Origin of the sequence: Aeromonas sp. 2HA2, assembly GCF_029237345.1 — a bacterium.
Lineage (GTDB): Bacteria > Pseudomonadota > Gammaproteobacteria > Enterobacterales > Aeromonadaceae > Aeromonas > Aeromonas salmonicida.
This window is the reverse complement of sequence record NZ_JAACGB010000010.1, coordinates 42471-57519: the sequence shown is the minus strand read 5'-3', so window position 1 is coordinate 57519 and position 15049 is coordinate 42471. Positions and strand designations below refer to the sequence as shown.

At 59.4% G+C, this 15049-nt stretch carries 15 protein-coding genes; 6 read left to right on the top strand and 9 right to left on the bottom strand.

Features of this window, described 5'->3' with window-relative positions:
• Positions 1-19: 19 nt before the first annotated feature.
• The 4 genes from GWQ29_RS13990 to GWQ29_RS13975 all read left to right on the top strand — a co-directional run bounded on the left by GWQ29_RS13990 (position 20) and on the right by GWQ29_RS13975 (position 3061).
• Positions 20-394, top strand: coding sequence for a hypothetical protein (locus tag GWQ29_RS13990; RefSeq protein WP_275909586.1), 375 nt, complete (start codon positions 20-22; stop codon positions 392-394).
• Positions 387-1169, top strand: a complete 783-nt coding sequence (locus GWQ29_RS13985; RefSeq protein ID WP_275909587.1) for a hypothetical protein — start codon at positions 387-389, stop codon at positions 1167-1169. Before GWQ29_RS13990 ends, GWQ29_RS13985 begins: the two co-directional genes overlap by 8 nt.
• Positions 1170-1944: 775 nt before the next feature.
• The gene (locus tag GWQ29_RS13980) at positions 1945-2322 is read left to right on the top strand and encodes a MerR family transcriptional regulator (protein ID WP_275919668.1); all 378 of its coding nucleotides are present in this window, start codon (positions 1945-1947) and stop codon (positions 2320-2322) included.
• A gap of 136 nt (positions 2323-2458) precedes the next feature.
• On the top strand, positions 2459-3061 hold the full coding sequence (locus GWQ29_RS13975; RefSeq protein ID WP_275919667.1) for an NAD(P)H-dependent oxidoreductase: 603 nt from the start codon (positions 2459-2461) through the stop codon (positions 3059-3061).
• Between the two features lie 45 nt (positions 3062-3106).
• On the opposite strand, the gene putP is transcribed toward GWQ29_RS13975, so the two are convergent.
• From putP to GWQ29_RS13930, 9 genes are all read right to left on the bottom strand, one after another.
• Entirely contained in the window at positions 3107-4627 is a 1521-nt protein-coding gene (gene putP / locus GWQ29_RS13970) for a sodium/proline symporter PutP (RefSeq protein ID WP_265463115.1), read from the bottom strand.
• Between the two features lie 288 nt (positions 4628-4915).
• Positions 4916-5842, bottom strand: a complete 927-nt coding sequence (locus tag GWQ29_RS13965; protein ID WP_275919666.1) for a L,D-transpeptidase family protein — start codon at positions 5840-5842, stop codon at positions 4916-4918.
• A 176-nt stretch (positions 5843-6018) separates the two neighbouring features.
• Complete coding sequence (locus tag GWQ29_RS13960; RefSeq protein ID WP_265421977.1) at positions 6019-7269, bottom strand: mechanosensitive ion channel domain-containing protein; 1251 nt, start codon at positions 7267-7269, stop codon at positions 6019-6021.
• A 133-nt stretch (positions 7270-7402) separates the two neighbouring features.
• A complete protein-coding gene (locus tag GWQ29_RS13955) occupies positions 7403-8602 on the bottom strand; it encodes an acetate kinase (protein WP_275919665.1) in 1200 nt (399 codons plus the stop codon).
• Positions 8603-8818: 216 nt separating this feature from the next.
• Positions 8819-9289, bottom strand: coding sequence for a YhcH/YjgK/YiaL family protein (locus GWQ29_RS13950; protein WP_275919664.1), 471 nt, complete (start codon positions 9287-9289; stop codon positions 8819-8821).
• A gap of 302 nt (positions 9290-9591) precedes the next feature.
• On the bottom strand, positions 9592-10698 hold the full coding sequence (locus tag GWQ29_RS13945) for a 1-acyl-sn-glycerol-3-phosphate acyltransferase (protein WP_021139500.1): 1107 nt from the start codon (positions 10696-10698) through the stop codon (positions 9592-9594).
• Between the two features lie 122 nt (positions 10699-10820).
• Complete coding sequence (locus tag GWQ29_RS13940; RefSeq protein WP_275919663.1) at positions 10821-11519, bottom strand: aspartate/glutamate racemase family protein; 699 nt, start codon at positions 11517-11519, stop codon at positions 10821-10823.
• A 154-nt stretch (positions 11520-11673) separates the two neighbouring features.
• Complete coding sequence (locus GWQ29_RS13935) at positions 11674-12264, bottom strand: LysE family translocator (protein ID WP_059112876.1); 591 nt, start codon at positions 12262-12264, stop codon at positions 11674-11676.
• A 115-nt stretch (positions 12265-12379) separates the two neighbouring features.
• Positions 12380-12976 carry a LysE family translocator gene (locus GWQ29_RS13930; RefSeq protein ID WP_005318697.1) on the bottom strand — a complete coding sequence of 199 codons (597 nt, stop codon included), beginning with the start codon at positions 12974-12976 and terminating at the stop codon, positions 12380-12382.
• A gap of 116 nt (positions 12977-13092) precedes the next feature.
• On the opposite strand from GWQ29_RS13930, the gene GWQ29_RS13925 reads away from it, so the two are divergent.
• Together GWQ29_RS13925 and GWQ29_RS13920 are read left to right on the top strand one after the other, a co-directional pair.
• Positions 13093-14469 (top strand): PLP-dependent aminotransferase family protein, encoded by a 1377-nt coding sequence (locus tag GWQ29_RS13925; protein WP_275919662.1) that lies wholly within the window; start codon positions 13093-13095, stop codon positions 14467-14469.
• A gap of 67 nt (positions 14470-14536) precedes the next feature.
• A complete protein-coding gene (locus GWQ29_RS13920) occupies positions 14537-15001 on the top strand; it encodes a hypothetical protein (protein ID WP_275919661.1) in 465 nt (154 codons plus the stop codon).
• Positions 15002-15049 lie beyond the last annotated feature (48 nt).

Genomic DNA, 15049 nt, shown 5'->3' with positions numbered 1-15049 from the left:
TACAAGTAGCGAGGACAGTATGAGTGCAACTTTTTCTCTGTTAAAACATGGAGATAGACGGGTCCTAGAAGCCTATCGTATTGCTAATGCAATGTGGGATGAAATACTGGCGAATTACCAAGGTGACCTTGGTTATCTAGTTAATGCTTTAAGCTCTAAACAGCTTCAATTTGAATGGACTTTAAAAGATCTTGGTCTCAATCGTTGGAGTGCGCAAGAAGTAATGGTTTTTTCAGGGCTATCATACTATCTTGACTGTGAGGATGATGCATATCGTAGCCTTGCAATTAGCGTAGCTGAAGCGTTCGAAATGAGCTATTGCAGCATTGAGGTTAAATCTCTAGCAAAAAGAGTAGCAGCCATGTTTTATCTTGAGAGAGGTTTCTATGGATAACTATCCTCAAGAGTACAATATGGCTTCGTATATTCAATGGCATGACCAGAATGTAGAGCAAGAAAAGTCATTAAATGATGAATTAGATCTATTGCTTTCAGACTTAAAAGCAACAAATAAAAACCGATTAGGTAAGTTAGCTGACTTGCTTTCTCGAATTCACTCATTTCACTTGCTAGCTAGCAAAATGAAGCGAGAAGATGTCTCTGATTGTGAGACACAAATTCAGCTTCAAGACCGTTTGCTAAAAAACTACGACTCCTTATTTAAAACAAAGGAGTCAGTTATTGATAAACTGTGGCGTAAGAACAAAGGGCGAACACTTGAAAACTGTATTACGAGTCAGAACATAAAGCAAAACCTAGGTGATTTGGTTCGAACATCTATTGTAACTTCTACATTTTCTTATGCAGAGAACTTAGCCTCCTCTATTGGTCTTTGGAAAGATCTTGTAGCTGAACTACGTATAAATGAGAGCGATTACTCTGACATAGAGTCGATTGAAGCACAGCAAGAAGCAAAGATGGATAATGGCTATTTCGCTTATCACCTTGACATTAAATATGCAGACGGCTTGCGTGTGGAAGTCCAAATATACTCTAAGTTAAGTGAGGTTTGGCGCCATTTATCTCATAAACTATACGAGAAAATTAGGCTTGGAGAAGATGTCAATTGGGGACATGGGACTGCGGCATCTAGAATTGTGTCTTTGGGGCACTTACTTCACCTAGCAGAGTGTGAAGTACAGTATCTAAAAAATACGATAGGAAAATAATTGCATAAAAAACTATTTAAGAGTGATTCTCAACACTTGGTATTTTTGCTATGCGTTTAGTTTTTATAGTTATCTGCGGCGGAGGTATTGCGTTGTTCACACCTTAACAGGGCGTTAGCCATAAGGAGTTTTAATGTACATCGTAGAAACAAAGAAAAGCCCAGATTTTGATGATTCAGACCGCAAAATTGGGACACCCACCATTCTGAGCGCCAGATAGCGGTCACGAGCTGACACCAGCCTCCTTCGCCACAGGCGGGCACGGTATTGTTGCCCCCCCCTGCAAGCCGCCGAGCCGAGTTTAGCGGGTCAGGAGCGCCGTCATGGACGACGGCGCAGCCGCAGGCGGCAGATGGGCCAGATCGGATCAGGGTGAGCACTGCTCGACCCCGATATGGCGCGAGAACAGGGATGTTCGAAGCGGGCTTTGGCCAAAGCCATGGATGGCGAAGGCCAAAGTCCCGTGTGCAGCGATCCGTCCGACCCGATGAAGGAGGCGAGGGAATCTGCGAAGCGGGCGGCTTGCCGGGGGAGAAGACCTTTGGTCTTACTTGCAATAAAAAGTGGGTCTTTTCAAAGTCACTCGCCCCGGCCAGAAGGGCGGGCGAAACCCCGTCGAGGGCAAAGCCCTCCCATTCGATGGGGAAAGCCACATACGGAGCGCTGCTGCGCAAATCACTGCGCCGATGGGGCGCCCCTCCCCCACGGGTATTCAATCCCGCCCGCCACTGGCCTATAGTAAGCCCCAACTCGAACAACCTTTGCGAGCAGCAGCATGTATATCGGCGAATTTGCCCGGCTGGCGGGCACCACTCCCAAGGCGATCCGCCTCTACGAACAGATGGAGCTGCTGCCCGAACCCAGGCGGTGCGGCAAGTATCGCGTCTACCGGGCGGAAGATCTGGAATGGGTCCAGATCATTCGTCAGGCCCAGCAGTTTGGTTGCAAACTCAGCGAGCTCAGATCCCTGCTGGCCGGCCTGACCGACATGGCGCAGTTTCCCTGGCAGAAGGTGGAACGCCTTATCGCCGACAAGCTGGCGCAGATCGGCGCGGAGCAGGCCCGTTTACAGCGCCAGCATCAAGCCCTGACCCAGTGCGCTGCACTGTTGCAACAGCATCCCTGCCGCACGCCCATCCTCCAGCAAGACTAAGCCCGGGCAAGCGCCTTTCGATGGCAAGCCAGTCGCCCTGATCATCGACCTCATCAAAGAGGGCCGCTGCGCCCCTTGACTCTGTCCCATGGGACAGAGGGTCTAATGCGGGCTCACCCCATCAGGAGCCCTGACCATGCCACCCCGTCTGCTTGTCATCAACGGCAATCCCAAACCCGACAGCTTCTGCCATGCCCTGGCCCGCGAGTATGCCCGCAGCGCCGAGGAGGCAGGCGCAGAAGTCACACTGCTGCACGTGGGGGAGCTGGCCTTCGAGCCGGACTTGCGCCATGGCTATGACCTTATGCCGCCGCTGGAGCCGGATCTGCTGGCGTTGCAGCAGAGCCTGAGTGCCGCCCATCATCTGGTGATCGTCTCCCCCCTCTGGTGGGGCAGCATGCCAGCCCGTCTCAAGGGCCTGCTGGATCGCACCCTGCTCTCCGGCTTCGCCTTTCAATATGTCAAGGGCAAGACCCAGCCCCTGCGTCTGCTCGCGGGCAAGACGGCGCGCCTGCTGCTCACCATGGACAGCCCTGTCTGGTACTACCGCTGGTGGCTGGGGGATCCCACCTCGCGCATCCTCGACAAGCAGGTACTGGGGCTGTGCGGCATCCGGCTCACCCACCACCAGTACCTGGGGCCCATGCACACAGCTCGCGAGCAGGACAGGGCCCGCTGGCTGACAGAGACCAGCGCTGCGGCCCGCGCCGATGTGCGCCGGCTAAGTCGCCGCACATGAAAAAGCCCCGCATCGCGGGGCTTTTTGTTATTGGCGGTGGCCGACTCAGTTGACGGCGACCGGCTCGCTCATGCTGGCGGGCGGCGGAGTCTGAAACTCGCGCTCGGCCTCGTCGAAGCGATCCACCATGGCCTTGGAGGGCGCCTTGTCCAGCAAGCTGAACACCACAATCGCCAGGGCGGAGAAGAGGAAGCCCGGGATGATTTCATACAGCCCCAGCCAGCCGAACTGCTTCCAGACGATGACTGTGATAGCACCGACCAACATGCCTGCGAGGGCGCCGTTGCGGGTCATGCGCGACCAGAGCACGGAGAGCAGCACAACGGGACCGAAGGCGGCACCGAAGCCAGCCCAGGCGTAGCTCACCAGCCCCAGTACCCGGTTCTCCGGGTTCACGGCCACGGCAATGGCGATAAGCGCAATCACCAGTACCATGGCACGACCCACCCACACCAGCTCCTGCTGGGAGGCGTTCTTGCGCAAGAAAGGCTTGTAGAGATCTTCGGTAATGGCGCTGGAACAGACCAGCAGCTGGCAGCTTAGCGTGCTCATCACGGCCGCCAGAATGGCGGAGAGCAGCACACCGGCAATCCAGGGGTTGAACAGTATCTTGGAGAGCTCGATAAAGACCCGCTCCGGGTTGCCGGTGACACCGGCGGCCTGCTCGGTGAAGGTGGAGAAGTAGGAGAGGCCGAAGAAGCCGATGGCCACGGCGCCGCCGAGGCAGAATACCATCCAGGTCATGCTGATGCGGCGGGCACTGACCATGGAGTGGTGAGAATCTGCCGCCATGAAGCGCGCCAGTATGTGGGGCTGGCCGAAGTAGCCCAGGCCCCAGGCCATCAGCGAGATGATGGCGATAAAGTCCAGGTTCTTGAACATGTCGAGGTTGCTGGCGTTCTGCGCCGCCACCTGCACCATGGCGGTGTCGATGCCGCCAACGGCGATGATGACGAATACCGGCGTCAGGATCAGGGCGAAGATCATCAGGGTCGCCTGCACCGTATCGGTCCAGCTCACCGCGAGGAAGCCGCCGAAGAAGGTGTAGGTGATGGTGGCCGCGGCGCCGACCCAGAGGGCGGTCTCATAGCTCATGCCGAAGGTGCTCTCGAACAGGCGGGCACCGGCCACCACGCCGGAGGCGCAATAGATGGTGAAGAACAGCAGTATCACCAGGGCGGAGAGGATGCGCAGCACCCGGCTCTTGTCCTCGAAACGGTAGGTAAAGTAGTCCGGCAGGGTCAGGGCGTTGCGGTTCTTCTCGGTGTGAACCCGCAAGCGACCAGCCACCCAGCGCCAGTTGAGATAGGCCCCTATGGTGAGGCCGATGGCGATCCAGCTCTCGGAAATACCGCCGATGAAAACGGCGCCCGGCAAGCCCATCAGGAGCCAGCCACTCATGTCGGAGGCCCCGGCGGAGAGGGCGGTGACCCAGCTCCCCATTCGGCGGCCGCCGAGAATGTAGTCGTCAAAGTTGCGGGTGGCGCGATAGGCGATAAAACCGATCAAGACCATCCCGAGGATATACACCAGAAAGGTGATAAGCATGGGGGTGCTGGCTGTCATTCAAAACTCCATTAGGTGACGTGTGTACCCGTTCTGACGACGGGCTCTTCCTTAAAAAACCGCCCTAGCTTAATCAGCAGATCCCATGACCTCAACCACTTTTAACAAATAAAAAACACAATATAAACGTTTCATCTCTAACTAACGAACCACTCAGGGAGAGATAGGCCGGATTTTATCCTGAGACAGCAAGGGCTTGTCTGCTCCCCTCGTCCCCTGGCGCCAGGCGGCATGAGCGCAAAAAAAGCCCCGACCACAGATCGGGGCTTGAGACAATGAACGACAGGATCAGCGATTGATGGCGATCGGCATGCCGCTGCGCTGCTCCAGCGCCTGCTTGACCAGCTGGGAGTCGCTGTCGGCATGGGCGATAAAGCGGGTCGCGGCCTGGGTCATGGGCAGCGGAGCAGGCAGACTGGAGTTGAACTCGGCTTCGCTGCGAGACAGGGGCTGGTGCACTTCCAGATAACGGCGACCATCGGGCTCGACGGTGGCCTTGATGGGCTGGTTGACGAACTGCACTCTCGTGCCGACCGGGATCTGCTTGAACAGGTACTCTATGTCTTCGTTACGCAGCCGCACGCAACCGTGGCTCACCCGCAGGCCTATACCGAACTGGGCATTGGTACCGTGGATGGCGTACATCTTGCCGATGTAGAGCGCAAACAGCCCCATGGGGTTGTCCGAGCCAGCGGGCCAGACTGCCGGCAGGCTCTCGCCACGGGCGGCATACTCGGCGTGCATCTTAGGCGTAGGGGTCCAGGTCGGGCCCGCCTTCTTGCGCTGCACGCTGGTCACCCAGTTTTCCGGGGTGTCGGTGCCGAGCTGGCCTATACCGATAGGCAGCACTTCCACCACCTTCTTGCCTTTCGGGTAGTAGTAGAGGCGCATCTCGGCCACGTTCAGCACTATGCCTTCGCGGGGGGCATCGGGCAGTATCAGCTGATGGGGGATGACCAGCTTCTCGCCCGCCTGCAGCAGCAGGGGATCCGCCTTGGGGTTGGCTTCGAGCATATTGGTCAGCCCCAGCTGGAATTTGGCGGCCACGGCCTCCAGCGGCTGACCGTTTTCTGCGGCCGGCACCACGTATTCCATATTCTCGCCCACCAGACGGCTGTTGGCCCCGGGCAGATCGTATTGAACGGCAAACACAGGCGCGGCGGCCAGTACAAGGCTGCAGCACAGAGCAGCCGCACTATTGCGAAGGAGCTTCATAACTTTCCCATGATGATGACTTGATTGACGTCTCAGGGCTGACAGCTGATTCAAGAGGGATCAGGGGCGCGAAGAGAAGGCCGCCATTTTTCTCCTCTGCACACCAAATTTCAACTGACAACTGGATACGGGTCGATGATTAATATGGCGTTTCCCCTGCCACCTCGACCCGTGTCTTACTCCGTTTGTCCCCTCTGCCAGGCACGCATATCGTAACCTGTGGGAGATTGATGCAACCGCAGATGAAATTGCTCAATGATGGCGAAGATATGGTCGAAAATATCGGCCTGGATCCCTTCGTAATCCGCCCAGGCCGTGGTCGCCGTGAAGCAGTAAATTTCCAGCGGCAGACCGTCGGTAGTCGGTGCCAGCTGGCGCACCATCAGCGTCATGTCCTTGCGAATACCGGTATGGGCCCGCAGGTAGGCGTCCAGATAGGCGCGCAGGGTCCCGAGATTGGTAAGGTGGCGCCCGTTGATGGGGCAACTGAGGGCATCGCTGAGCTGCTGGTTATAGGCGCTCAACTCCTGCTCCTTGCGGCCCAGGTAGGGCGCCAGCAGCTGGGCCTGCTTGAGCTGCATCTGCTCATCCGCGGTCAGGAAACGCACGCTGGTCATGTCGATATTGACGCTGCGCTTGATGCGGCGGCCGCCGGATTCTGTCATCCCCTGCCAGTTCTTGAAGGAGTCGGAGATGAGCGCATAGGTGGGGATGGTGGTGATGGTCTTGTCCCAGTTCGACACCTTGACGGTGGTGAGTCCGATATCGGTCACCTCGCCGTCGGCACCGTACTTGTCCATCTGCAACCAGTCGCCGACGCTGAGCATGCGGTTGGCGGAGAGCTGGATCCCCGCCACCAGGCCGAGGATGGGGTCCTTGAACACCAACATCAACACGGCTGTCATGGCACCCAGGCCGCTGAACAGGAAGAGCGGTGACTTGCCGAGCAGCAGGGCGATCATCAGGATACCGACCAGTATGCTGGCCACCAGCTTCACCCCCTGGAAGATGCCGCGCAGGGGCAAGTCTCGCCCGAGCCGGGTGTAACGACTCACCGACAGCAGGCAATCGAGCAGGGCAAACAGGGCCAGCAGCAGGAACAGCAGGATCCAGAACTGGGTCGCCATCTCGATCAGCTGCAAACTGTCGGAGCCGCTCGGCAGCCAGATCTCCGCCTGACCGAGCATAACGGCTCCCTGCAACACGAACGCCAAGCGGTAGAAGAGCCGCTGTTGCAGATGAGATGGCAGCCACACCTGCTTGGTCTTGCCAAGGATACCCACCAGCCGCACCAGCAACACGCGGTGCAACAACACATGCAATATCAGCGAGGTAAGGACGATAAAGCCCAAGGCGATCACCAGCGCCATCATGCTGCTGACTTCAACACCCATGCTCGCCAGCCAGTTAAAAAATACCACCTTCATCCCTACCTCCTGCACGTGAAACAGCCGTCAGGGTACGTATCTGCCACCCCATGTCAAATGACAAGTCGCTCAGCCGGAAGCCTGAAACGACAACGCCCGGCGCAGGCCGGGCGTTGTCTCGGAGCGAGGGGCGTTAGCCGACCAGACTCAGGGCATCGCGGGCGATGACCAGCTCTTCATTGGTGGGCATCACCAGCGCCAGACGGCTGCCTTCAGCCGTGATGGGGCCTTCTCCACCGAGCACGGCGGCATTGTTGGCTTCTTTATTTACCTTGAAGCCGAACAGGGCCAGGCGATCCAGCACCATCTCGCGCACCATGGCGGCGTTTTCACCGATACCGCCGGTGAACACCAGGGCGTCGAGGCGACCCTCCATGGCAGCAGCGTAAGCGCCAACATACTTGGCAACTCTGTAGGTGAAGACATCCAGCGCACGCTTGGCGCCAGCGTCGGTCGCATAGTTGGAGGTGACATAGCGGCAATCGCTGCTCACCTCGGTCAGACCCAGCAGACCGGACTCGCGGGTAAGGGTGTGGTTGATCTCGTCCACGCTGTAACCGAGCTGATCGTGCATGAAGAAGACGACGGCGGGGTCGATGTCACCGCAACGGGTGCCCATCGCCAGCCCTTCCAGCGGGGTCAGACCCATGGAGGTATCGACGGACTCGCCGTTCTTGATGGCGCAGACGGAAGCACCGTTGCCCAGGTGGCAGTTGATGATGTTGAGCTCGGCCAGCGGCTTGCCCAGCGCCTTGGCGGTCTCTTCTGCGATAAAGCGGTGAGAGGTGCCGTGAGCGCCATAACGACGGATGCCGTTCTCTTTATAGAGCTTGTAGGGCAGCGCGTAGAGATAGGCTTCCTGCGGCAGCGTCTGGTGGAAGGCGGTGTCAAACACGGCCACGTTCTTCTCGGCAAGCTGCGGGAAGACCTTGAGCGCAGCACGAATACCGATGAGGTGCGCCGGGTTGTGCAGGGGGGCGAACGGAATGGCGGCTTCAATGCCGGCGATCACGCCATCATCGATGCGAACGGAGCGGGAGAACTGCTCGCCACCGTGCACGATACGATGGCCGATGGCCACCAGCTGCTCGGCCAGAGAGGGATCCTGGGGCAGGATATGACCCACGATATGGTCGAGGGCAGCCTGGTGAGCGGCACCCGCTCCCAGCATGGCTTCGCCCTTGACCCCGTGGAGTTTCCATTTGATACGTGCATCATCCAGATTGAAGCATTCGGCCAGGCCGGACAGCATGTCCTCACCTGTTTCGGCGTCCATTACGGCAAATTTCAGGGAAGAGCTACCGCAGTTAAGGATCAATACCAACTTGCTCATGTTCTACATCTTCCTGTGCTTCGGCTTTATGCCGACAGTGTCGTGTCATCCAACAATGGATGGGATTCCCCTGCCGGGGGCTTATGGTCGCAGGAAAGTGCGCCCAATTTTTCAATACGTTAAGTGCGGGTCCCGAAGACGCTGTGCACTCGATTCATCATGGGTCGGTGTGGACCCGAAGGGTGCCGCGCACCCGTTGAGCTGCCGTGCTGACGGCTACAGGCCGGCCAGCAAATCTTTGTGCACCTTGACCACCAGCTTCTTCACGTAAGCCGGCTGGTTGGGGGTACAGAGAGGGCGATGCAGTTCTCCCGGCCAGAAGATGGCGAAGTCGCCGGGCTGCAACGCCAGATAACTGGTCTGTTCGTCGTCGACGAGCCAGAGATCGGGGTGGGGATGATCAGCGCCGTCATTGACGTAACTGTGAGGCCCGACACCTATCCACTCTTCCCCGCGCAGCAGCAGTTGTATATCCAGATACTGCTGATGGAACTCGCCACGGCGATCCGCTGCCGGCTCGGTCAGCTCTTCGCTCACCAGACAGAACAGCGTGAGGCCGTCGATCTCTGTCTTGCCGAGCGGCGCACTCAGCCAGTGGTCGACGCTTTTCACCACCTCGACCATGATGCGGGCCAGCGGGGCGGGCAGCGGCGTTCGCTGCAGGGTATTCAGACTGCCGGTGATCATGGCGAGCGGATCCTTAGGTGTATTCAGGCGGCATCTTTGCCGCAAAATGAAAAAGGACCCTGTTCAGGTCCTTGTGTCGCACCATCTGCAATCCATGCAGACAGGAAGCGTCTATTTGCTCGTGCCGAGCGTCTGAGGTCACTGTTACACACTCATCCGCTGCTTGCCAAGAAACGAAAACGCATTCGTCCGGTGATCGTACCAGCTGAAACAATATTATTCACTACTCCATCGTCGTCGACTTTGACCAGACGCAAAAACGGGAGCATCTGCTCCCGTTTTTTTCACACAACCGGTGTCATTCAAGCCTTGCGGGCGTTTTCCACCGGCTTGGCATACATGGCTCGCCAGATGGCCTTGTGCTCTTGTGGCACCTCTGACTGACGGGTAAGGAAGGCCGCCTGCTCTATGGTATTGGCCTTGCCGGACACATCTGCGGCCAGGTAGTTGCCCGGGAAGAGGCGATAATTGCCCCAGATTGCCTTGTCGATCAGCGCCGCCAGCTCGTCCGGATCGCTGAAACCCTCGCTGATGGGGGCGCCGAAGGAGACATGTACCCGCCCCTTCTGGCCGACGATGCCGGCAACGATGCTCTCGATATCCTCGAACTCGCCTTTTTCGTAGCTGCCGTTGACCGATTTCTCGTACAGCTCGCGCGCCTTGGCCTTGTCGGTGGGATCCAGCTCATAGCTGATGCTGACCGGTACTATGTTGAGGCTGCGCATGTAGTCGACGAAGTCGATTTTCTGCTTCTTGCCGTCCACATAGAACATCTTGAGGATGGCGGGATCCGTCTTGTCATCGCCATTCTTGGCGCGCCCTTCCTTCTGGGCGATCCAGATGGAGTGGCCTTCGTGCACCGACTGGCCGATATAGGCGGACAGCTCGCCGAGCATTTTCATCATCTCCCGCGGCCCCTTGGCGGAGCGCTTGACGATGAAGCTCTTGTTGAGCTTCATCAGCTCGGTGGCGCAGGGTTTGCGCAGCAGGTTGTCACCGATGGCGATGCGCACCGTATCAAAACCATGGGTATGCAGCCCCCAGTTGACGAACGCCGGATCCATGGCGATGTCCCTGTGGTTGGAGACAAACAGGTAACCCTGCTCTTTCTTGAGGTGTTCGAGGCCGGAGAAGGTCACGCCCTTGGTGGAGGTGGCGATCATGCGGGACATGTAACGGGTCACCCCCATCTGCACCTGATGGATGGTGGTCACCTTGGACCACTTGTAGCGCAGAAATTGGCGGATCAGCGGGCGAATGGCCCAGCCCAGCCAGCTCATCAGGGAACCGAAACGATACTTGGCGATGGCGCCGATAAATTCATCATCCTGGATCAGCCGTTCTATGGCTGCCGGCACTTCTTCATCGCGGTAGGGGCGAATGTCCGCGAATCTATCTACTTCAGTCACAATGTCAGCCTTGCGTGTAAGGAGTCGCGGCCAACCGAGTTGGCCGGGAAATTCAGGGCGCAATTTTACACGCTTTTATGGCAAGGGGTATGGAGCGAGTACGAATAGTGAGATCTGACCAGTTAATCAGGCTGCAATGCCAGTGTCACCGCCGCTTCGGCATGAATCGCAGTGGTGTCATAGAGCGGAACAGCTGCTTTTGAGTCACCCACCAGCAAGGCAATCTCGGTGCATCCCAAGATCACGGCCTGGGCACCCGCCTCGGCCAGCCCGGAGATGATGGCGAGATACTCGGCGCGCGATGACTCGCGGATCTCCCCCAGACAGAGCTCGTCATAAATGATGCTGTGTATCCGCTGCCGCTGCGCCTCGCCCGGCACCAGCACGTCGAGCCCGAACAGGGTTTGCAGCCGCCCCTTGTAGAAATCCTGCTCCATGGTGAAACGGGTGCCCAGCAGGCCGACTCTTTGCACCCCGTCCGCCAGCAACTGGCGGGCAGTGGCATCGGCGATATGGAGCACAGGGATGCCGATGGCAGCCTCAATCTCGGGCGCCACCTTGTGCATTGTGTTGGTGCCGATCAGCAGAAAATCGGCGCCGCCAGCCTGCAGCTTGCGCGCCTCGGCAGCCAGCAGCTTGGCGGTCGCGGGCCAGTCACCGGCATGCTGCAGCCGCTCTATCTCGGCAAAGTCGACGCTGCTCAGCAGCACCCGCGCCGAGTGCAGGCCGCCGAGCCGTGCCCGCACGTCCCGGTTGAACGCCTGATAGTAACTGACGGTGGATTCCCAGCTCATGCCACCCAGCAGACCGATACATTTCATGGGGACTCCTTTAATGCAGTGCCAGTGCAGTACGGCGCTGCCAGCGAGATAAAAAAGGCCCCGAAGGGCCAACAAGACAGAAGGTAAGGCCAAAGGTCCAGGGTCTGTTGACGTCTGTCGCGGCCGGGCCGACACGTCAAGGGATCCTGGACGCCTAAATCCAGATCATCAGCACGCAGGCTGCCGTGGCGAGCCCCATGCCAAGGTTGAAACGACGCCAGCCTGTGGCGGTGCGGATGATGCGGCGCACCTGGGCACCGAACAGCACCCAAAAGGCACCGGTATACAGGCCGGTCACAAAAAAGATGCCGAGCACCCAGCTGGCCGAGGGCCAGTAAGCCTCCCCCGCCAGGGTAAAGCCACTGATGGCGGAGAGCGCCATCATCCAGGCCTTGGGGTTGAGCAGTTGCAGCATGGCGCCCTGATGGGCCGGAATGAGCGGTCGGTTGCCCTCGGCCGGGCCACTGGCGGTCGCCACCTTCCAGGCCAGCCAGAGCAGATAGGCCGAGCCAATCAGCTTGAGGCCGTCATGCAGCAGCGGCACCTTTTCAAACATCACCCCGAGCCCCAACGCCGTGGCCAGGATCATCAGGTTGATCCCCCCCACCACCCCCACCAGCAGTGGAAGAGTGCGGCGAAATCCCTGGGCGGCACCGGCACTGGTGAGCAGCATGTTATTGGGGCCCGGCGTACCGCAGGTGATGAGGGCAAAGCCCGCCAGGGGAAGCAACCAGTTCAGATCCATCTCAACCTCTTGGTGATACAAAGCGTCCGATATACGGCAAGCCTTCTAATATGCAGAGCCAGCCCAGTGGCGACAAGTCAGAAATGGCTCTTTCTTGCCTGCCAGCGGTGCGCGCTCAATACCAGAGCATCACCACACAAAGCGCCGTCAGCACACCAAGGGAGCCATTGAGGCGCCGCCAGCCCCGATCCGTGCTGATCCAGTTGCTCAACTGGTGACCGAACAAGACCCAGACAAAACAGACCGGGAAGCCCACCAGCGGAAACACCAGCATGATCCCCCACAGGCTAGGCCAGTAACTGGCACCTGGCAGACTGAACAGACTGATGGCGGAGATGGCCATCATCCAGGCCTTGGGATTGAGAAACTGAAAGCCCAGCCCTTCCAGCAGGGTTAACGGACGGGCACGCCGGGCCGGATCACCGGGGGCACCGGCCACGGCGATGCGCCATGCCAACCACAGCAGATAGAGGCTGCCGAAGATCTGCAGCCCCAAGCGCAACAGAGGCCAGCTCTCGAACAGGGGATAGAGCCCCAATGCCATGACCAGTTGCAACACTGGCTGACCCACGGCCACGCCGGTCAGGTGTGGCAGGGTACGGCGCACCCCGAAGTTGGCGCCAGATGCCGTCAGCATCAGATTGTTGGGGCCCGGCGTACCGCAGGTGAGCACGGCAAAGCCGAACAGGGTGACATACCATTCCATCGTCATCTTGTGACTCCTTTATTGCTACATTGTATCGATACAATGTGGTGTATTTGATTGTGAACAGGTTGGCTTTCACGCTATATTGAGGACAATTTTGGATCAATGGATTTATTGTCACCATGACAATCTGGACCCCGGACCTGACCCCCTTCGATGGCCCCCTCTATCTCAAGCTGGTGAAAGCCATAGAGCAGGCCATTCTCAGTGGCGACCTGCCACCCCGGACCCGCTTGCCGACCCACAGGGCCCTGGCAGATCGGCTGGGAGTAACCGTCGGCACCATCACCCGTGCCTATGGCGAGGCGGAGCGGCGCGGCCTGCTGGCTGCCAAGGTGGGACACGGCACCTGGGTCAAAGGGACAGGCACGGATCCGGCCAATGAGTGGGTGATCCGCAAGGAAGAGGGACATCGCATCGAGCTGTGGCAAAACCTGCCGGTACAACTGGACAGGGCCGCCATCATTCGCCCCATGCTGGAGGAAGTGGCCGACGGGGATCTCAATGCCCTGCTCGGCTATGACAAGGAGGCGGGCCAGCCCGGTCAGCGCCAGCTGTTCATCGACTGGCTGGCCGAGCAGGGGGTGCACGGCAGCGAGGATCGCCTGCTGTTCAGCCACGGCGCCCAGCACGGTATCATGCTCTCTCTGCTGGCTACCGGCTGCGTGGGGGAGACCATCTTGTGTGAAGGCCTCAGCTACCCCGGCATGCTGGGCAATGCCCGCCAGCTGAAGAACCAGGTGGTGGGGTTGGCGATGGACGAGGAGGGGTTGATCCCCGCCGCGCTGGAGGCTGCCTGCCGCACGCGGCGGGCCAAGCTGCTCTACCTCACCCCGACCCTGCAAAACCCCACCACCGCCATCATGAGCCAGGCACGGCGCGAGGCCGTCGTCGCCATCGCACGCCACCATGACCTGCTGATCATCGAAGATGACGTCAACGGCCTGCTGCCCAGTATCCCCGTGGCCCCCCTGGTCAACCTGGCGCCGGAGCGGGTCATCTATCTGGGCAGCCTGGCCAAGATCGCCTGTGGCGGCCTGAGGGTCGGCTTCGTGCTGGCGCCGCCCGCCCTGCGCAACGCCTTCGCCCAGGCGATGCGGTTGTCGAGCTGGATGGTGAGCCCCCTCTTGATCGAGCTGGCCTGCAAGCTGGTCAGCCAGCGCCAGATAATGCCATTGGTCGAGCAGCAGCGGCAGATCTTGGCACGTCGCGGCGAGCTGTTGCGCCACCTGTTGCCGGGGGCTCACTGGCAGGCGGGCTCCATGCACGCCTGGCTGCCATTGCCGGAACCGTGGCGCAGTCAGGAATTCGCCGAGGCCGCCAACGCCCTTGACGTCGGGGTGGCGAGCGGAGAACACTTCGCCGCCGGCCAGTTCGCCGCACCGCAAGGGGTACGGCTGAGCCTGAGCCAACCGGCCACAGATGCCCGTGTCGCCGAGGGACTGGAGCGGCTGGCACAGCTGCTGCGCGCCGCGCCGCCCACCAATCCCCTGCTATAGTCAGCCACCATCAGTCAGCCACTATCCGGCCCGGCGCGCCAAGTCCCGGGCGCACAAAGGAGAGCCCATGCACCCGACCCGCGTCTCGCTTCTGCTTGTCACCCTGCTGCTGGGGGGCTGCGCTGCACCTGGTCATCAACAGCTGGGCACGGCACTGAGCGGGCTGGAGGGGGAGCTGCAACGGCTGGAAGAGGAGCTGGCCGCCATGAACGGCCTCCATTACCAGAAAGCAATCGATGCCCCCTTGAGCCTGCGCCGCCATCTGGTTGCAGCCTCCCCTCAGGTAGCAGGAGCACGGCTCGAGCGTCGCCAGTTACAGGATGGGCCACGGCTCAATTATCACTACCGGCTGCCGGATGGCATGACGACCCTGCCACTCGACAATCCCTGCCTGCATTATGAGTTCGAGTTGCGCCATCTGGGTCGTCTGGGTCAGCTTGCGCTCAGCTGGCAGGGACGCGACGCTCAGGGCTCCCGCCTGATCCACCAGCGCGATTGCCCCTTCTCAGCCAGTGGGCCCGGCCTGCAATAAACCGTCTTTGCTCAATCCAGGCGCCCCCTATGGTCAGTTGAAAGGCGC